The sequence below is a fragment of the Halosimplex aquaticum genome (genome assembly GCF_028747785.1).
Lineage (GTDB): Archaea > Halobacteriota > Halobacteria > Halobacteriales > Haloarculaceae > Halosimplex > Halosimplex aquaticum.
This window is the reverse complement of sequence record NZ_CP118158.1, coordinates 3,770,163-3,788,403: the sequence shown is the minus strand read 5'-3', so window position 1 is coordinate 3,788,403 and position 18,241 is coordinate 3,770,163. Positions and strand designations below refer to the sequence as shown.

Here is an 18,241-nt window from a genome sequence, read left to right as displayed (position 1 = left end):
AACATCTCTCCGGTATCTGACCTATCGGTGGCGAAGAATGCAAACGCTTTTGCGGGACAATCGACTGTGCGGAGACGATCGAATGTCCGAGGACACGACAGTCGCCGTTGCGGACCGGGTCGACGAGGTCGAGGCGCCGTTGCGTCGGGTCTTCCGGGAGTACGGGCTGCCGCGCGTCCACTGGTTCGTCGTCGCCGTCGCGATGAACCTCGTCGCGCGCCTCTCCAGCCTCCTCCCGCCGCTGGTACTCGGGACGGCAATCGACGCCGTCTTCAACGGATCGAGCGACTACTCGCTCCCGCTGGTTCCCAAGGCGTGGCTGCCCGCCGAGCCGAAGGCCCAGTTCTGGTTCTCCGTGGCGCTCATCGTCGGCGCGTTCGTGGTGACGGCCGCCTGCACGTGGGCCCAGGGGATCGCGAGCGACGTGTTCGCCCACCGCTCGCTCCACGCGGTCCGCGTCGACACCTTCCGGAAGATGCAGGAGCTCGACATGGCCTTCTTCGACGAACAGCAGACCGGCGAAGCCATGTCCATCCTCAACCAGGACGCGACCAACCTGGAGCGGTTTCTCGACCAGGCGCTGAAAAACGGGTTCCGGCTCGTCATCATGGTGCTGGCCATCGGCGCGCTGCTCATCTCGATGAACTGGCAGCTCGCGCTGGTGACGCTCGTCGGCGTGCCGCTGATGGCGCTCTTTACTATCTGGTTCAGCCGCAAAGTGGCGCCGCGATACGACGCCGTCCGCTCCAGCGTCGGCGACCTCAACACGCAACTGGAGAACTCCATCGGGGGCATGCAGCTCGTCAAGACCTCGAACACGGAGGAGTTCGAGACCGAGCGGGTCGAGCGGGCCTCGTGGAACTTCTACACGACGAACATGGACGTGCTGAAACTCGCCTTCCTCTACCGACCGGGGATGCGCCTGCTCGCCGGCCTCTCGTTCGTCGCGACGTTCGTCGTCGGCGGCCTGTGGCTGTTCTCGGGGCCGCCGCTTTTCTTCTCGGGCGATCTGACCGTCGGCGAGTTCGTCGTCTTCATCTTCCTGACCCAGCGCTTCATCGACCCGCTGGCCCAGATCTCGAACATCATCGACTGGTTCGAGAACGCCCGCGCGAGCGGCAAGCGCATCTTCGGGCTGATGGACACGCCCGTCCGCATCGAGGACGCGCCCGACGCGATCGAACTCGACCCGGTCGACGGCGCGGTCGAGTACGACGACGTGACGTTCGGCTACGACGAGGAACCGATCATCGAGGACGTGAGCTTCGACGCCGCGGCGGGCGACACGGTGGCGTTCGTCGGACCGACCGGGGCCGGGAAGTCGACGGCGGTCAAGCTGCTGATGCGCCTCTACGACGTGGACGAGGGGGCGATCCGCGTCGACGGCCACGACGTGCGCGACGTGACCGTGGGGAGCCTGCGGGAGTCCATCGGCTACGTGAGCCAGGAGACGTACCTCTTCGACGGGACCGTCGCCGAGAACATCCGCTACGGCGAGTTCGACGCCACCCGCGAGGAGATTATCGAGGCAGCGAAAGCCGCGGAGGCCCACGAGTTCATCGAGGAGCTGGCGGACGGGTACGACACGCAGGTCGGCGAGCGCGGCGCGCGCCTCTCGGGCGGCCAGCGCCAGCGCATCTCCATCGCCCGCACCGTCCTGCAGGACCCCGACATCCTCATCCTCGACGAGGCGACCTCGGCCGTCGACACCGAGACGGAGGTGCTGATCCAGCGCTCGCTCGACCGCCTGGCCGCCGACCGCACCACCTTCGTCATCGCCCACCGCCTCTCGACGGTGACCGACGCCGACACGATCCTGGTGCTGGAGGAGGGGCGCGTCGTCGAACGCGGCACGCATCAGGAACTGCTGGAGGAGGACGGACTCTACGCCAACCTCTGGGCAGTCCAGGCCGGCGAGATAGACGACCTGCCCGACGAGTTCGTCGACCGGGCCCGTGGAGACGTGTGAGCCTGGTCTAACAGCAGTTCGTACTACGGTTTCTTTGTTCAGGACCGCTCCTGTAACTGAATCGGTGGATTCGATACGTACGTCTGCGAAGTGATCGAGATACATCTGCAGGCTGGCGATTGTCCCGACCCCTGTGTTTATTGGCTTGCATTCTGTCGTGGTCTCCATATGTGGCCGACAACACCCGACCGGAACTGGCCAGCAGTGCTGTTACGGGGGACTGCAATCACGGGACTACTCACGGTGCTCGTTACTGCTCAGATTGCAGTACTGTATCTCTTCCTCGGTTCGGGTGGGACACATCCGCTGATGTATCCACAACTATGGTTCATCGGCGTCATGGTGGGGGCCACTGCGGTTGTCCTCTGGCGAGCACACCGGAACCATTGGGGCGACCGCGCTGCAACGTTAACAGCAGGTGGCTTGGTTCTCCTCGTACTGGGCCAGCTGACATTGACAGGCTGGTGCGAGACCGGAAGTGGCGTCGTCGCCGGACAACCTACCGCTTCGCTCAAATTTGAGTGGCTGTGGTACCACTTCGGCTCTGCATCGGGCGTGCGAATAGCCTACCCTGCAATATCCGCGGTTGAAACCGCTGGCAGAACCTGTGAGTCGTCTGTGAACGCACTCCCGATAGTGATCGGTTATCTTGCGCTAGCTGGTGGACTGTGGCTGCATCGTTGGCTTGATGACTTTCTCGATAACGCTGTGACTGCCGTCAATACGCGCCTTTCCACGAATATGTGAACTTCCGGTGACTGATTGAAAGCGACAAACGAGTTTAGCGACCGATTGTCGCTCAATATACAGCCTGTATCGAGCGGTTGTTTCACGACAGATTCTGAATGAAGAGCTCGTGCTACTATCTACTGCGAACGGAACGCGACGGAAGTCGAGAGATGTCGAGAGAACGAACGCGAACCGTCTCCGAAAAGAACGACTCGTCGACTGCGATCCGCGCGCTCAGTAGACGGCCGAGCGGATCGACTCGTCGAGGTCGTCGAACTCGTCGAGGTATTCCTCGCGCTCTTCGCGCAGGTCGCTGAGCTGCTCGTCGGCGTCGTCGAGCGCGTCCGCGACGTCGAACCGGCTCACGTCCAGTTCAGGCACCGAGTCCGGGACGGTCAGGCCCGTCGTCGCGTCGTCGGCCCACTCGATGCACCCGCGGCTGACCTCGCGGAGCAGCGTGACAGTGTCGTCGACGCCGATGTCGCGGCCGCCGACGGTCCCGGTGTTGAGGAGGTACGCCTCGACGTCGAGGTCGCTGATGAGGTCGCGGAAGCGGTTGCCCTCCTCGCCCTCCGAGCCGATGATGAAGGGGTTCGTGCCGACGACGCGGATGGCCTCGCCCGCCTTGTCCGGATCGCCCGCGCTCGTCTGGACGGACTCGCCGAGCATGAACGCGACGGCGGCCTCTTCGGGCGAGAGCTTCGCGATGGAGGGCATCGCCGGGTTGCGCGTGATGAAGAACACCTGATCGATCGATCCGAGGTCGATGTCCTCGTCGGCCGAGGGCAGGTGCTCGCGCTGGACGATGCCGCGGGCGTTCGAGGTGTGAGCATCGCTGTCGAAGTCGACCGTCCCGTCCGCGGCGACGTCGACGTTCTCCAGCACCGCCGACTCGTGGGTCGCGGCCTCGTACATGGCCGGCTGTTCGTCGGGGCCGAGCCCGATGGTCTTGATGTAGAGACCCTCGCCCTCGCTGCCGGCGACGGTCCCGTCCGGTCGCAGGGCGCAGACGTCGTCCTGGAGCATCGTCGCGTCCTCCGGGGGCTCCAGTCCCAGCCCGTGGGCGGTGAGCGTGGACTTGCCGGTGCCCGAGAGGCCGAGGAAGACCTGCCCCACCGTCTCCAACTCGCCGTCGTCGGATTCGAGGCGGACGCGCTTGGTGCCGGCGTGGAGGCCGAGGCCGCCCTGGCGCTTCGCGTCAAGCATGAACAGCCGCAGGAACGACTTCTTGGCCTCGCCGGAGTAGTCGGTGCCGAGGACGGCGGTGAACCCCTCGTCGGGGAGCACGCGGATGGCCACCTCGTCGGCGTCGGGGACTTGCACGGTCGTGAAGTCGGGCTCGGCGTCCTCCGGCGCGGGTTCGAGGAGCTTCGCCCACGACAGCGCGATGCGGCTGAACTCCTTCGGGACGTAGTAGCGACAGACGTAGCTGTTCTCGGGGTGGCGTCCGAGCTTCCGGTCGAGACAGACCATCTCGCGGTCCGCGGCGGCGTCGAGGGCCGACCTGACGTGGGCGTAGTCGGCAGCGCCGAACTCGGCGTCGAGCGCGTTCTCCGTCAGGTCGGCGTTGCGCGACTGGTGTTCGCTCACGTACGACGGCGAACCGTACTCCGTCGTCGTCTCCTTCTCCCGCGCGAACTCGCGCAGTTCCGAGAGCGTCGGGTCGTACACGACGTTGTCCGCCGTCCGGGGGTCTGCGAGTGTCGCTGTCGGCGAGTCCATCGCCGTCCCGTGTTGTGACATCGTACCCGATCGATCACATCCGTCGGTGATAAAGCTGGTCTGATAACCGATCGTTTGATAATTGATGGCATAGAATTAATTTTTAAAACCCGAGTAAATCGTTCGGCCGGTCGCAAATCTAGCCAGTGGGGTGGGAAACCGGCAAAACCGAGGGAGTCAGTCGTCGCTCTCGACCCGTTCGCGGGCGGCGGCGACGACCAGCGGAAGCGTGATCGTCGCGTCGGCGTAGACGGAGGCGTTGCGCGCGGCCTTCTCCAGTTTGCCCCACGAGCGCGCTTCGTCCAGCGTCGCGCCGGAGAGCCCGCCCGTCTCGGGAGTGTCCATCGTCAACTGGACGGCGTAGTCGTACGCGTCGGGCGCGACGAGCATCGTCTGGAGCGTGTAGTTCTTCGGGACGCCCCCGCCGACGACCATCGCGCCCGCCTTCTCCGCCTCGAACGCCTGGTCGGTGATGGTCGTCATGTCCGCCAGCGCGTCGAGCGTGAACTCGCTCGTCTGGGAGTACATCCACGCCTGCAGGCCCAGCACGGAGTCCTGAACGGCCGGGCAGTAGATTGGCACGTCGTGTTCGTAGGCGGCGGCCGCGACGCCCGGCCCCTCGTCGATATCTTCCGACTCGTTGACCTCGGCGTTCGCCCGCCCGAGTTCCTCGGTGAACCGCTGGATGCTCACGGCGCCGTCCTCCTCGCACTCGGCTTCCAGCGCCGGGAACACCTCGTCGCGGAGGTGGCTCTCGAACAGCGCGAAGTGCTCCTGGGGGAGGTAGACGTTGTATATGCGGTCGACGCCCTCGTCGCGGAGCCGCTCGTCGTGTTCGCGCTCGGTCTTGCCCTCTTCGTGGACCTGGCCGTGATGGTGCTTGCCGCCGATGGCCTCGATGGCGTCGTGGGTGAGGTTCGCGCCGGTCGTGACCAGCGCGTCGACGTGCCCGTCGCGGATGAGGTCGGCGATGATACGTCGCATCCCGGTCGGGACCATCGCGCCCGCGAGGCCGAAGAAGTTCGTCACGTCGTCGTCGAGCATCTCGGCGTAGACGTCGACGGCCTCGTGGAGGGCGCTGGCACCGATGCCGGCGTTGCCGTACTCCTCGGCGAGTTCGCCGACGGTCATGCCGGCCCGCGCCTCGGCGTGACCGATCGGGTCGTGTTCGAACGTCTCGCGTGGCGTCTCGTCGCTCATTGTCCGCCAGTCGGCCGCCCGCGCGCTTCAAGTCCGCGGTTCGAGACTAGCTGGGTCAGCGAGTGTTGGGCGATGGGGATTCTCGACCCGCTCGCTCTGAGCTGTCTCGACCGCGGACAACAGCAAGCGATGAAAGCCCTCGGCGCGCTCGCTCACGGGTCGCTACGCTCCCCGTTCGCATTCGAGGTCTCCCTTCGGTCGCCCTCGCTCTCGCGGTCGCTGCGCGGGATATCCTCACTTCGTTCGGATAGTGCCCGCTCAGGCGACTCCATTCGCTTCGCTCACCGAGCGCGCCTCGCCCTTTCAGTCCGCCAGGAACAGCACCGCACAGCGCCTCACACCTCCCCAGCCGATTCGCTCAGCCGCTCCGCTCCTTCGCTCATCCACTGTCAGAGCAAGCTCTGACAAGCCTTCGTTCACTCCGTTCACGAAGACCTCGCACGACTTCGCCTCGCGGCCTCGTTGTCGCTCGGCACGCTCACGGGTCACTCCGTTCCCCGTTCGCATCGAGGTCTCACTTCGGTCGACCTCGCACCGCTCGACAGCGCGCGCCACCGCAATAGCTCGCGGTGTGGACTGTACTTACCGATAGTGCGGCCGCAGAAACGAGAGTGAGAGAACCAGTGTCAGAACGGTTCGGTCACTCCACGACGAGCGGGGACTCGCAACAGGAGGAGCGGTACTCGTCGGCGCGGCGGACGAGTTTGCAGTCCCGGTAGCGGTGGGCGACCAGCGCGTCACAGGACTCACAGCGGAGGACGTACTTCGGGTCCGAGAACGTCTCGCAGTGGACCTCCGTGTCCAGTTCCTCGGCGCGGGCCTTGAACTCCGGACCGTGGTCGGTGGTCCCGCAGCGCTGGTACTGTTCGAGGTGGATCAGCTCGTGCCGGAGCGTCGACTCCCACTCCGTCCGCTCGAACGCCTCGAAGGCGTCCCACGTCAGCGACAGCGTGGCGGGGAACGGCCGGCCATCGGCGCGGCGACCGCCCGCCGCTTCGACGGTTTCCCAGTCGACCGGGGAGCCGACTTCGGCCTCGGGGATCTTCGGGCGCTTGACGGCGGCGGCGCGTCGCTTGGCGCGGGTCGAGACTTCCCACTCCACGAGGTCGAAGCGCACGTCGACCAGCCACTCGCGGCGGACCTCCTTGCAGTAGTCGCGCGACCACACCACCAGATCCTCGTGGGTCGCGATCTCGTCGTACGCCGGCGCCGTCACGATACCGCCGACAAGGACGCGCGGTCTCTTGAATCGCTCGCTCGCGGAGAATCGGCGGCTGTCCGCCTGCCCGGCGGCGTCCCGCTCAGTTCGTCGTCGTGATCTCGACCACGTCGCGGTGGTCGAGTTCGGTGTCGGCGCCGACCTGCCGCCCCGAGCGGATGTCCATCGCGTGCAGGAACCCCTCGCCGATGTCGGTGTGCAGGAAGTACGCGAACTCCTCCGCCGTGGAACCGCCCGGCAGGACGAAACAGTCCTGCAGGAAGGTGCCGTCCTCCTGCGGTTTCTCGGCGCCGGGGAACACCGCGATGGCGTCGAGCACGTCGAACAGCGCGGTCTCCAGGGCGCGCTGGACGCCGGTCCCCTCGTACTCGGTGACGAACTCGCGGATCTGTTCGAGTCCGGCCTCCTGCTCGCCGCTCACGTCGCCGACGATCTCGAACTCGCTGTCCCCGGGGCGGTAGTCGACGACGCCTTGCTCGTCGGCGGTCTTCAGCGCCTTCTCGGCGTGGGCCGAGACCGGGACGAAGGTGAGGTGGTCGTACTCGTCTTCCTCGGTGATCTCGGCGAAGTTCTCCTGGGCGGCCGGCTTGTCCATCTTGTTCGCCGCGACGACCATCGGCTTCGTCCGCAGGCGGATCTCGCGGGCGAGCGCCTCCTTGTCTTCCTCGTCCCACTCGTCGGGATCGAGTTCGAGGCCCAGCGAGAGGAGCACCTGCTTGATCTCGTCCTCGTTCGTCCCGAAGGCGCTCATCTGCTCGGCGAGGTCGACCTCGATGTCCCGCTCCTGGCCGTGGTAGCCCGAGCGGTAGCGCTCGATCCCCTTCTCCAGGATGTCGAGGTACCACATGTCCAGCTCTTCTTCGAGGAAGTCGATGTCCTCGCGGGGGTCGTGGTCCTCGGTCGCCTCGCCCTCGATGTCGGTCTCGCCGGAGAAGTCGACGACGTGGACCAGCACGTCGGTCTCGTTGAGGTCAGAGAGGAACTGGTTGCCGAGGCCGCGACCCTCGTGGGCGCCGGGGACCAGGCCCGCGACGTCGACGAGTTTCGTCGGGACGAAGCGGACGCCCTCCTCGCAGTAGCCGGTGTTGGGCGTGCAGGAGTGGTCGAACTCCGGCGCGGCGCACTCGACGCGGACGTAGGCCTCGCCGACGCTCGGGTCGATAGTCGTGAAGGGGTAGGCCCCCTCGGGCACGTCGTTCATCGTCGCGGCGTTGAACAGCGTCGACTTGCCCACCGAGGGCTTGCCGACGAGTCCGATGCGGTAACTCATTGCCCCCTGTATCCGGACGCGCGGCTAAAGCGTTTCCAATCGAATACGTCCGATCGCCCGTTTTCGACCGTTTCGGACCCCGTGACAGGCGTTCACAATCTACCAGTCGGGTGTCGAACAGTACCAAATTGGGTTTCCCGGCAGCGAACCGGCCGGCTGGTGGCGAGGGCGGCGAACGGTCGTCCCGGGACCGCGAGTCGGTTGATGGCGGCCGTCCAGCGGAGAAACCCTTACAACCGGACGACCGGATCCCAGCAGTATGGACAGTCCGTTCGACGCGACGATCCAGGTGGCGAGAGTCGAACGCGCCGAGCCGTTCCCCGAGGCGAACAAGCCTGAGATGGTCAAACTCTGGCTCGACCTAGGCGAGGAGACGCGGCAGTCGGCGGCCCAGCTCGGCTACCACCACCAGGCGGCCGACCTCGAAGGGCGGCAGGTGCTGGCGGCGACGAACCTCGGGAGCGTCCGCATTGCGGGGTTCGAATCGGAGGCGCTGACGGTCGGTGTGCCCGGCGACGACGGCAACCCTGTGCTGGTCACCCCGGACGAGGACGTTCCACTCGGCGGCGAACTGTACTGACCGCGAGCGAGCGGAGGAAGCGAACGGCTCAGGCCGCCGCCCACTTCAGGATCTGCGGTGTGACGACGATGTCGAGGACTGCGATAGCGTAGGCGACGAGCTGGGTCGTCCCTTCGAGGTAGAGGTACGCGACGGCGGCGACCATCGCTGCGCCGCTCGCTCCCACTCCGTACCTGAACAGCGGGTTCGCCAGGAGGTTCGGTTGAGACATCTCGTTCAACCAGAGATACGTACAGAGGATATACGTTGCGGACCTGGCTCCGAGACGCGCTTATCGCTGTCCATCACGCAGTGGACCGACTTACAGTCCGGTCGGGTGGTCGACGTAGGTCGTCTCCAGTCCCCACTCGTCGGCCAGTTCCTGCAGGGCCTGCACGCCGAAGGTCTCGGTGGCGTAGTGGCCGCCGAGGAAGACGTTCACGCCGGCGTCGCGGGCCTGGTGGTACACTTTCTGTTTCCCCTCGCCGGTGACGAACGCGTCGACCCCGGCGTCGATGGCCTCCTCCAGCCAGTCGGCGCCGCCGCCGGTGACGACGGCGATGTCCTCGATTTCCGTGTGACCGAAGTCGAAGTACTGGACGCCCTCGCCGCCGGTGTCGAGTTCGTCGTCGAGCACGGACGCCAGTTCGTCGGGCGAGAGGGGATCGGAGCGTCGACCGCGCTGGCCGATGGTGACCGGGCCGATCTCCCCGAACGGTTCGCGGTCGTCCAGTCCCAGCACGTCCGCGACGCCGGCGGCGTTGCCGAGTTCTCCGTGGCCGTCGAGGGGCAGGTGCATCGCGTACAGCGCGAGATCGTCCTCGACGAGCGGTGCGATGCGGTCGTACGCGAGGCCGGTGACGCGGTCGATGCCGCCCCACGAGAGCCCGTGGTGGACGACGAGGAGGTCCGCGCCGCGGTCGATGGCCGTCTCGATGGTCGCGCCCGCCGCGTCGACCGCGAAGGCGACCGTCTCGACGGAGGCCGATTCGGGACCGACCTGGAGGCCGTTGGCGCTGGCGTCCACGTCGGCGTACTCCTCGGGGGCGAGCCGGTCGTCGTACCGCTGGCAGACAGTCGAGAGGTCCATACCGGCGGGTTCGACGGTCGGGGCCCTATTGGTTGTGGCTTTCGCCGAGGTGAGACACAGAGTCCGGAGTCGAGACCGAGAACCGAGAGCGCGGCGTCGAGCGGTCGTCCGTTACGAGTCGCCGCCGTACAGCTGGCCGCTCTCCTCGCGGAGGAGTCCGTGCTCGACGGCGAGGTCGATCACCTTGTCGCAGTCGTCGCGGGAGACCTGGTAGGCGTTGGCGGCGACGGTGACGAACTCGTCCCTGTCGACGGGGAACTCCCTGTTCTCCAGCAGGCGCATCACCTTCGTGTTCTCCAGGCGCGTCATCGACACGTCGCGCTGGGGGCCGCTCCCGCCGTCCCCGGTCGACCCGCCTCCGCTCGCACCGTCGCCGCTCGCGCCGGTTCCGCCGTCGCCCGACGACGCCGAACCGCTGTCGGCCACGGATCCCGAGCCGTTGCCTGCTGCGCCACTCGACTGTCCGGTACCGGACGAGCGGTCCTCGCTCGCGCTTCCGTCGTCAGCGAACGCGTCGCCGGTGAGCGACCCCGAGTCGGAGGAGTCGTCTTCGTCGTCGTCGGAGAAGGCGCCGCCGGTGAGCGACCCCGTCTCGACGGGGCCGTCGTCCTCGCGGCGGAAGCCGGCGCCGCGGGAGTCCGTGTACTTCGGTTTCTTCGACCTGTCGACGGCCGAGTCGCCCTCCGCCTCGTCGTCCGAATCGTCGCCTCCGTCCTCGCCAGTACCGTCGTCTTCGCCGACCGGCGTCAGGATGTCTTCGTCGTCGCCGAGCGTCGACTCCAGGTCGCCGCCGGCCGCCGTCGACTCGTCGGCGGTCGCCGCGCTTCCGTCCGTGCGGTCGTCGGAGGTCCGCTCCGCGCCCGTGGAGGCGTCGGGCGAGACGTCGCCGGCGTCGGCTTCGACGGCGTCGAGGACGGTCCCGAGGACGGCGTCGAGCTTTCGCTGACAGGTGACACAGAGGACGACGGTCTTCTGGGAGTCGGTGCTGGGGTGGAGCGTCGAGGGGACCACTGGGCGTTCTTCGAGCGTGGCGTCGAGGGCCGCGCCACAGAAGTAACACGACGAGAGTCGGTCCATGTCTGGCCCGTGCACCCCGGTGGATGTAAAACAGTCGGTGCCGGTCGACCCGGCCCGGCGCCGGTCGGCCGACGCCGCCGGCGCAGTCGCCGCCCCGTCTACCGATCCATCGCGTGCGCGTAGACGAACGCACGGAGCAGTTTCGCCGCGAGCACGGCCGACTGGCCGTCGTCTCTGTCGTTCACCTCCACCACGTCGAACCCCTCGACCGACGGTGCGAGGTCGCGGACGATCCGCCGTCCCTCCCGGGGCGAGAGCCCGAAGGGCTCCATCGTCCCGGTCCCGGGCGCGTAACCGGGGTCGAACCCGTCGATGTCGACGCTCAGATACACCGACTCGTCGTCGCCGACGTCGGGTTCCCAGTCGGCCACGTCGGCGGGCGCGACGACCGTCACGTCCGACTCGCTCGCGCGGTCCCACTCGGCCTCGCTCCCGGTGCGAGCGCCCAGGATCACGGCCCGGTCGGCCGCGTCGAGAGCGTGGCGAGTCACCGTCGCGTGACTGAGCGGGTCGCCCGCGTACGACTCCCGCAGATCCAGGTGGGCGTCGACGCAGACGAACACGTCGGGGTCGACGGCGCGGACGCCGGCGACGCTGACGGTGTGTTCGCCGCCGACGAGAAGCGGGACGGCGCCTTCCTCGCGGAAGTCAGAGAGCGCGCCGCGGAGGAAGGTGAGGTACTCGGAGACGTCGGCGGTCGGGCCGACGTCCCCGTGGTCGTAGACCGCGAGAGAAGAGAACCGCTGGTCGGTGCGGTGGTCGTAGTCGTCGAAGTGTTCCGCGTAGTGGCGGACGCGCCGGGGGCCGAACCGGGCGCCGGGCTCGAACGACGTGGAGGCGTCGAGCGGGGCGCCGACCAGCGCGTAGTCGGCCTCCTCGCGGCGTGCGTCCGCGCCGGGGAACATCCTAGACGATCTTGCGCTGCTCTTCCATCTCGAGGTACTCGATCTCGTCGTCGGGTTCCATCGAGACGCCGTCCGGGAGCGCGAGCGTGAACGTGTCGTAGGTCTCCAGGTCCATAACCTGGGCCTCGTCGCCGGAGGTCGAGACGACCTGGCCCTGCTTGCGGTTGATGATCGGGACGCGGATCTTCGCGTCGACAGGCTGGGAGAGGCTGCGCTTCTTGCCGTCGAAGACGCCCTCGGCCTCGACGCGGGCCTTCGCGCTGCCGTGTTTGCCGGGTTTGGCCGTGCTGTAGGCGTTGATCTTGCAGGGTGCGTCGTCAATCATGACGTAGCTCCCTTCGTCCAGATCGCGAACCTCGACCTGCTTCGTTGCCATACCGCGGCGTAAACGAGCGACCGGTATAAACGGTTTGGAACGCGTCTCCGGCCCGGAAACCCGCACTGCCCGCTCGGTACGCCCGCCGCCGATCGCCCGCTATCGCGCGGCGAACGCAGCGATAGCCCGCCGACCTGGACTGGTCGGGGCTGAGGGGAGCCACAGCCGCGCCGAGCGCGGCCGCTACGGGGACCGACGTTCCTCGATGACTCGCCCCGTCCTGTCGAGTCCGTCGATCACCGTCTCCCGGTCGGCCCCGAAGCCGACGCGGACGTACCCCGGGTGGCCGAACGCCTCGCCGGGCGCGACGACGACTCCTTCCCCGACGAGCGCACGGCAGAACGCGTCGCTCGACTCGAACGCGTCGGGGACGGTCAGGAAGCCAGTCGCGCCCGCGGGCAGGTGCCAATCGAGCCCGTACTCGTCGACGAAGTCGGCCACCAGATCGCGGTTCCCGCGGACGTGCGCCCGGTTCTCGGCGAGCAACTCGTCCTCGCGCTCGATGGCCTGGCGACCGACGTGCTGGCCGAACGCCGACGGCGAGATCGTCGTGTAGTCCTTCCACCCCCAGGCGGCCGAGACCACCTCTTCCGGGCCGGCGAGCCAGCCGAATCGCAGCCCCGGCAGGCCCCACCCCTTCGAGAGCCCGCAGGTGCTGATGCCGTGCGGCCCCATGGACGCGACGGGGGTGACCCGTTCGTCGACCGAGGTGAGCGGCCGGTACACCTCGTCGGAGAGGAGGTAGGCGTCTGCGCCGGCCGCGAAGTCGTAGACGGCGTCGACCGTCTCCTGCGAGTGGACCTTCCCCGTCGGGTTGTTCGGGTTGTTGAGCACGATCAGCTCGGTGTCCGGCCGGATCGCGTCGGCGACGGCGTCGGGATCGAGCGTCCACTCCGGCGGAGCGAGTTCGACGCGCGTCACGTCGGCGACCGCGGCCGGCAGCGAGTGCAGCGACTGGTAGGTCGGCGTCACGCAGACCGCGTGGCTGTCCCGGTCCAGCGTCGCGAGGACGGCGAGCAGGTTCGCCTCCTGGGTGCCGCAGGTGAAGAGGAGTTCGTCGGCGCCACGGTCGTACCGGTCGGCGACTGTCTCGCGCAGGTCCGGGTCGCCGTTCGTCGGAATCACGTACCCGAGCCGGCCCGGGTCCGTGTCGAAGCGGTCGGCCTCCAGCGGTCGGACCCCGCTGTCGCCGAGGTTCACCGCCGCGTCGTGCTCGTGTTCCGCCAGCCAGCGCTCCAGCGCGAACGGCTCGATGTCCATGCCGGTGACTGCGGCCGTTCGACGGTTAAGGATCCGGTCCGAGCGAGGTTACTCGTCGCCGCCTTTCCCCTTGCCGCGGCCTTTGCCGTTCCCGTTGCCGCCGTCTTCGCCGTCTCGCTCGTCGTCGCCGTCGTCTCTCCCCTTCCCCCTGCCGTTGCCATTTCCGTTGCCGCCGTTCCCCTCGTTCTTCCCGCGGCCCTTCCCCCTGCCCGGGCCGAAGTTCCCGGTCGTGACGACGCCGGGATCGCCGTTCAGGTTCGACGACTCGTCGACGACGCGGCCGGACCCGAGTCGCAGGTCCGAGCCGACGCCGCTCGCCACGTCGTCGAGGTGGCTCCGCTGTGCGGCGGGCGCGAGCCCGCTCCCCAGGAGAACGACCGCTCCTCCGTCGTCTGCGAACGACGACACCGCGTCGATCTCCTCGTCGGTGAACTCGTACATCGGCGTCGCGACGATCAGGGCCTTCGCCTCGTCGAGGCGCTCGGCCGAGTCCGACGAGGTCACGTCGTTGACCTGTTCGAACTGCGTGTCGACCCCCTCCAGGTATCGCTGGTAGTACGCGGCGTCCTCGCTGGACAGCGAGTAGTCGAGGTGGAACTGGTTGTGTCCGCCCTCGATCAGGACCGGGCCGTCGTCGTCCGCCAGCTCGTCGATGAGGTTCGTCACGAACGCGAAGTTGTCGTACCCGGCGGTGTCGACGGGGTACCCCTCCGCCGCCTCGTAGTCCTCGCTGATCAGGGGCGCGCCGAGGTACGCGAGGCCGGCGCCCTTGTCCACGGCCGCGAGCGGGATCTCGCGGTCGTAGGTCGTGTCGGCGTCCCGCTGCTCGGCGCTGGACTCGGCGAACACCCGGGCGTGACCCGGCGGGACTGTCCCGGAGGCTCGCACGACGCTCGCCGGGTTCGGCGCGAAGATCTCCGCGACGCGCCCCTGCCGGATGGGTGAGGACTCGTCGGGGTTGCTCGCGGCCCAGACGCCGGCGCCCTCCTCGCGGGCCGCGTCCTCGGCGGCCCAGAACTCGTCGTGGCGGCTGTAACTCGACCCGTAGACGCGGGCGTACCCCTCGCGGACGGCCACCTCGTTGTAGAGCGTCTCGCGGCTCCCGTCGCCGGAGCGGTCGTAGGTCAGGTAGCCGAGGACGCGGCCGAAGTCGTCGTACACCTGTGCCTTCGGGTCGAACGAGAGCGTCGCGCGCGTGCCGGCGGACAGTTGCTCGGCCGCGAAGGCCGATGCCTTCTTCCCCCACGTGGCGAGATACGGGTACTCGGCTTCGAGAGCCGCCGCCGAACTGTCGAGGTAGGGGAACTGCTCGGTGTTGAGCGCCCCGGTCAGGAGGTCGAACGGCGCCCCCTCGTTGTGCTCCTCGTCTTCGACCTGGTCGTCGTTGAACCGGAAGTCGGCGCCGAGCGCGTCGAGGACGCCGTTGAGCGTCCCCGTCCCGTCGTAGTCGTCGTAGTCCGCCACGCCGTGGCAGAAGACGACGCCGCCGTCGTCGACGAACGACTGGAGCGCCTCCCGCTCGTCCTCGCCGAACGCCGCGCCCTCGTCGGGAACCGCGACGACGTAGCCGTCGACCGACTCGGTGTCGGAGGGGACGCTCTCGGTCGCCTCGACCGTGTACCCGGCGTCTTCCGCGGCCGATTCGAACGTCGAGAAGTTATCGAGGCGATAGTCCTCGTACTGGCCGTGACCCTCGTCCCACTGGACGGTGCCCGACCCGCCGAGCTGTTCGTCCCACACGTTCAGGACGAATTCGTCCTCGTTACCCGATCCATCGAGGGACGCGCCGTCGCTGACGAGGGTCGCGCCGAACCCGACGACGCCGGCGTCGTCGTCGATCGCGGCCAGCGGGATCTGTTCGTCCTCGTAGACGAACGCGTCGCCGTTCCCGTCTGCGTCCGTGTTTGTCGCGGAGTCCTCGGCCCAGACGGCGACGAGCGAGTCGTCCGTCAGCGCGTCGCCCGAACCGTCGACCAGACTCGCCGTCGAGTAGAAGTTCAACTCGCCGACGTCCCGGGGCGCGGACTGTGTATCGCCGCTCCCGCCCTCCGGCGGCTGGGGAGCGTCGTCGGCGATCCCCTCCCACTCTTCCGGTCGCTCCGCGTCGGCCGCACCCGATTTCTCGGGGGTATCGATCCCGAGCACGCGGATCGACTTCTCGGGCCGCCCCGACTCCTCGACGAACGCCACGTCGACGGTGTCCCCGTCTGTCACGTCGAGGACTTCAACTTCGTAGGTCTCGGTCGGGTCGAGGTCGAGCCCGAGCCCCTCGCGGTTCGCGAACAAGTCGAAGGAGTCGTTGAACCGGCTCGTCGTCGGGACGAACGGCGCGCCCGTGTTGTTGGTCTCGTCCTCGACCTGGTCGTCGTTGAACCGGAAGCCGACGTCGAGCGCGGCGGCGAGGTCGTTCAGGTTCGCCGTCTGGTCGTAGTCCTGGTAGTCCGACTGGTCGTGGAGGACGATCGCACCGCCGCCGTCGACGAACTGGGCGAGCGCTTCCGTCTCGCTCTCCGAGAACGACTCCGCGGGCGAGGTGATCACCACGCCGTCGGCGTCCGAGAGGTCGTCGGCGAGGCTCTCGGTCGCCTGCACGGTGTATCCGTTGTCCTCCGCGTAGCTCTCGAACGACGAGAACCCGGGGCTGCCGTCGGCGTTCTCGCCCGCGAGCGTGTAGTACTGGCCGTGGCCCTCGTCCCAGAGGACGGTCCCGGAGCCGATCCGGTCGTCCCATAGGTTGAGGAGGAACTCCTCGTTGCCGAATCGAAAGTCCGTGCCGTCGGGAACCAGCATTCCCCCCACGCCCGCGACCGACCCGTCGACGGCGACCAGCGGGATGGACTGGCCGTCACCGTACCCGACGGCGTCGCCGTTCCCGTCGGAGTCGACGGAGGTCGCGGTGTCCTCCGCCCACACCGCGACCAGCGAGTCGTCTGTCAGCGGCTTCTTCGACGCGTCGAGGAGGCTCGACGTCGAGTCGAACGCCAGCGCGGATATCGTTTCCTGCCCGAACACTCGGCCGATGCCGCGGCCGGCCAGAGCGCCGCCGGCCGCCGTGATTGCCGTCGATCGCATGAACGTTCTCCGGTACACGTCGTCGCCTCGGAGGCCGACTACTTGTCACTTTATAATATATACTCATTCGGATCTGTACCGATCAGGAACCATCCAGACTGGTGCGGTGATCTACCGATTCGGCGCCACTGCGGAGCCCGGCCGTCGAAATACGCGCTTACGAGCGCGTCAGAACTCTCGTCTGATACTACCGGAGAACAGTTTAAGTAGTTGCCGTGTATTTATACTTTGAAACATGTCCTCGGAGACAAACGACGGATTACTGTACGGGGTGTATCGGGATCGAGTGGGCGAGCCGACGACGCACGACGAGGTGCGCGGATACTGGGTGTTCCTGACGGGGCTCGTCCTCGGGACGCTCGGTATCCTCCTGTTCCTGCCGAGCACGTCGGCCGTCGGCAGTTCGGGGCTCACCATCCGCGAGGCGAGCGTCTTCATCGCGGCCATCGGCCTCGCGATGCTCGTCGCCGGCCCGGTAATCAGACTGCCGCTCCAGCCGTGGGCCAACTACGCGGCCTACCTCGGGCAGGTGGTCTGTTTCGCCGCGGCCGTGTGGTTCGTCCTGGTGTTCCCCTCGGAGTGGAGCGTCCAGACGGGCAACCAGCCCGTCATCGTCCTCTACGCCATCGGGCTGGCGATCATCACGGTCGTCGGGCTCGTGGCGCCGCTGCTCAGTAGCGGCACCCACGACGAACTCGCCGCCAGCCAGGGACGGACGAGCGAACTGGAGTCCGAACTGTCCGCGGTCCGCGACGAGCGCGACCGTCTCGAAACCGAACTCGACGAGGCGCGCAGCGAAGCCGAGACGGGCGCGGCCGCGCAGTCGGAACTGCAGGCGACGCTCGACTCGCTGCGGAAGAGCCAGGCCCGGTTCGAACTCTACGAGGACGCTGCCGAGCAGTGGCGCTGGCGACTCCGCCACCGCAACGGCAACGTCGTCGCCGACAGCGGCGAGGGCTACACGCGCAAGCACAACGCCCAGAAAGGCATGCAGAGCGTCCGGCGGAACGCCCTCGGCGCGGAGACCCTGCTCTTCGAGCGCGAGGCCGAACTCCCCGACGAGGAGGCGGACTTCGAACCCGTCGAGGAACAGGAGAGCCAGGCCGCCTTCGAGGTCGAGGAGGACAGCGCCGGCGAGTACCGCTTCCGGTTGCGTCACGAGAACGGGAACATCCTTGGCGACGGCGGCGAGGGCTACTCCTCGCGTAGCAACGCGAAGCGGGCCGTCGACCGCGTGCGCGAGTACGTCGGTCCCGCCGACTACCTCTGGTTCGACCCGACCGGGTTCGAGGTCTATCAGGACGAGGCCGACGAGTGGCGCTGGCGGCTCGTCCACCGCAACGGCAACGTCCTCGCCGATGGCGGCGAGGGCTACACCCGCCGCAACGACGCCAACCGGGCCGTCGACCGCATCCGCGAGAACGTCGACGACCTCGAGTTCGAGGTGTACGACGACAGCAGAGGCGAGACCCGCTGGCGGCTCCACGGCGCGAACGGCCAGATCGTCGCCGACAGCGGCGAAGGCTACAGTTCCAGGGACGAAGCCGAGGAAGCTGTCGACCGCGTGCGCGAGTACGCGCCCGAGGCCGACGTCCTCGAAGTCGGCCGCGCGGCGTTCGAGATCTACGAGGACCGCGGCGGCGAACACCGCTGGCGGCTCCGCCACCGCAACGGCAACATCCTGATGGACAGCGGCCAGGGCTACGCCGACCGCTCCGGCGCTCGCGACGGCATCGAGAGCGTCAAGCGCGACGCGCCGAACGCGGAACTCGACGAGTAACTCGCCCGGCGAC

General features: G+C 67.7%; 14 protein-coding genes. 3 read left to right on the top strand and 11 right to left on the bottom strand.

What is annotated here, in order from left to right; translation table 11 throughout:
- Window positions 1-82: 82 nt before the first annotated feature.
- Complete coding sequence (locus tag PSC72_RS18725) at window positions 83-1,969, top strand: ABC transporter ATP-binding protein (protein ID WP_274322944.1); 1,887 nt, start codon at window positions 83-85, stop codon at window positions 1,967-1,969.
- Window positions 1,970-2,932: 963 nt separating this feature from the next.
- Here PSC72_RS18725 and PSC72_RS18720 read toward each other — a convergent pair.
- From PSC72_RS18720 to PSC72_RS18705, 4 genes are all read right to left on the bottom strand, one after another.
- Entirely contained in the window at window positions 2,933-4,441 is a 1,509-nt protein-coding gene (locus PSC72_RS18720; protein ID WP_274322943.1) for a phosphoenolpyruvate carboxykinase (ATP), read from the bottom strand.
- A gap of 156 nt (window positions 4,442-4,597) precedes the next feature.
- On the bottom strand, window positions 4,598-5,620 hold the full coding sequence (locus tag PSC72_RS18715; protein WP_274322942.1) for a deoxyhypusine synthase: 1,023 nt from the start codon (window positions 5,618-5,620) through the stop codon (window positions 4,598-4,600).
- A 640-nt stretch (window positions 5,621-6,260) separates the two neighbouring features.
- Window positions 6,261-6,836, bottom strand: a complete 576-nt coding sequence (locus PSC72_RS18710) for a SprT-like domain-containing protein (RefSeq protein WP_274322941.1) — start codon at window positions 6,834-6,836, stop codon at window positions 6,261-6,263.
- An 85-nt stretch (window positions 6,837-6,921) separates the two neighbouring features.
- Entirely contained in the window at window positions 6,922-8,109 is a 1,188-nt protein-coding gene (locus tag PSC72_RS18705; RefSeq protein ID WP_274322940.1) for a redox-regulated ATPase YchF, read from the bottom strand.
- 259 nt (window positions 8,110-8,368) lie between these two features.
- On the opposite strand from PSC72_RS18705, the gene PSC72_RS18700 reads away from it, so the two are divergent.
- On the top strand, window positions 8,369-8,689 hold the full coding sequence (locus PSC72_RS18700; RefSeq protein WP_274322939.1) for a tRNA-binding protein: 321 nt from the start codon (window positions 8,369-8,371) through the stop codon (window positions 8,687-8,689).
- A 28-nt stretch (window positions 8,690-8,717) separates the two neighbouring features.
- On the opposite strand, the gene PSC72_RS18695 is transcribed toward PSC72_RS18700, so the two are convergent.
- The 7 genes from PSC72_RS18695 to PSC72_RS18665 form a co-directional block, all read right to left on the bottom strand.
- Window positions 8,718-8,900 carry a hypothetical protein gene (locus PSC72_RS18695; RefSeq protein ID WP_274322938.1) on the bottom strand — a complete coding sequence of 61 codons (183 nt, stop codon included), beginning with the start codon at window positions 8,898-8,900 and terminating at the stop codon, window positions 8,718-8,720.
- 90 nt (window positions 8,901-8,990) lie between these two features.
- Complete coding sequence (locus PSC72_RS18690) at window positions 8,991-9,758, bottom strand: Nif3-like dinuclear metal center hexameric protein (protein WP_274322937.1); 768 nt, start codon at window positions 9,756-9,758, stop codon at window positions 8,991-8,993.
- A 111-nt stretch (window positions 9,759-9,869) separates the two neighbouring features.
- Window positions 9,870-10,835 carry a hypothetical protein gene (locus tag PSC72_RS18685; protein ID WP_274322936.1) on the bottom strand — a complete coding sequence of 322 codons (966 nt, stop codon included), beginning with the start codon at window positions 10,833-10,835 and terminating at the stop codon, window positions 9,870-9,872.
- 98 nt (window positions 10,836-10,933) lie between these two features.
- Complete coding sequence (gene speB, locus PSC72_RS18680) at window positions 10,934-11,740, bottom strand: agmatinase (protein WP_274322935.1); 807 nt, start codon at window positions 11,738-11,740, stop codon at window positions 10,934-10,936.
- Window position 11,741: 1 nt separating this feature from the next.
- Window positions 11,742-12,116, bottom strand: a complete 375-nt coding sequence (locus PSC72_RS18675; RefSeq protein ID WP_274322934.1) for a translation initiation factor IF-5A — start codon at window positions 12,114-12,116, stop codon at window positions 11,742-11,744.
- A gap of 183 nt (window positions 12,117-12,299) precedes the next feature.
- Window positions 12,300-13,376, bottom strand: a complete 1,077-nt coding sequence (locus PSC72_RS18670; protein WP_274322933.1) for an aminotransferase class I/II-fold pyridoxal phosphate-dependent enzyme — start codon at window positions 13,374-13,376, stop codon at window positions 12,300-12,302.
- Window positions 13,377-13,424: 48 nt separating this feature from the next.
- Complete coding sequence (locus tag PSC72_RS18665; RefSeq protein WP_274322932.1) at window positions 13,425-16,448, bottom strand: DUF4350 domain-containing protein; 3,024 nt, start codon at window positions 16,446-16,448, stop codon at window positions 13,425-13,427.
- A gap of 235 nt (window positions 16,449-16,683) precedes the next feature.
- On the opposite strand from PSC72_RS18665, the gene PSC72_RS18660 reads away from it, so the two are divergent.
- Window positions 16,684-18,228: an HVO_2922 family protein gene (locus tag PSC72_RS18660; RefSeq protein WP_274322931.1), complete on the top strand. Its 1,545-nt coding sequence runs from the start codon at window positions 16,684-16,686 to the stop codon at window positions 18,226-18,228.
- The last annotated feature ends 13 nt before the right edge of the window (window positions 18,229-18,241 follow it).

Coding starts and splice junctions, on each gene's coding strand:
- PSC72_RS18725 (WP_274322944.1), top strand. CDS start 83: ATGTCCGAGGACACGACAGTCGCCGTTGCGGACCGGGTCGACGAGGTC.
- PSC72_RS18720 (WP_274322943.1), bottom strand. CDS start 4,441: ATGTCACAACACGGGACGGCGATGGACTCGCCGACAGCGACACTCGCA.
- PSC72_RS18715 (WP_274322942.1), bottom strand. CDS start 5,620: ATGAGCGACGAGACGCCACGCGAGACGTTCGAACACGACCCGATCGGT.
- PSC72_RS18705 (WP_274322940.1), bottom strand. CDS start 8,109: ATGAGTTACCGCATCGGACTCGTCGGCAAGCCCTCGGTGGGCAAGTCG.
- PSC72_RS18700 (WP_274322939.1), top strand. CDS start 8,369: ATGGACAGTCCGTTCGACGCGACGATCCAGGTGGCGAGAGTCGAACGC.
- PSC72_RS18695 (WP_274322938.1), bottom strand. CDS start 8,900: ATGTCTCAACCGAACCTCCTGGCGAACCCGCTGTTCAGGTACGGAGTG.
- PSC72_RS18690 (WP_274322937.1), bottom strand. CDS start 9,758: ATGGACCTCTCGACTGTCTGCCAGCGGTACGACGACCGGCTCGCCCCC.
- PSC72_RS18685 (WP_274322936.1), bottom strand. CDS start 10,835: ATGGACCGACTCTCGTCGTGTTACTTCTGTGGCGCGGCCCTCGACGCC.
- speB (WP_274322935.1), bottom strand. CDS start 11,740: ATGTTCCCCGGCGCGGACGCACGCCGCGAGGAGGCCGACTACGCGCTG.
- PSC72_RS18675 (WP_274322934.1), bottom strand. CDS start 12,116: ATGGCAACGAAGCAGGTCGAGGTTCGCGATCTGGACGAAGGGAGCTAC.
- PSC72_RS18670 (WP_274322933.1), bottom strand. CDS start 13,376: ATGGACATCGAGCCGTTCGCGCTGGAGCGCTGGCTGGCGGAACACGAG.
- PSC72_RS18665 (WP_274322932.1), bottom strand. CDS start 16,448: ATGCGATCGACGGCAATCACGGCGGCCGGCGGCGCTCTGGCCGGCCGC.
- PSC72_RS18660 (WP_274322931.1), top strand. CDS start 16,684: ATGTCCTCGGAGACAAACGACGGATTACTGTACGGGGTGTATCGGGAT.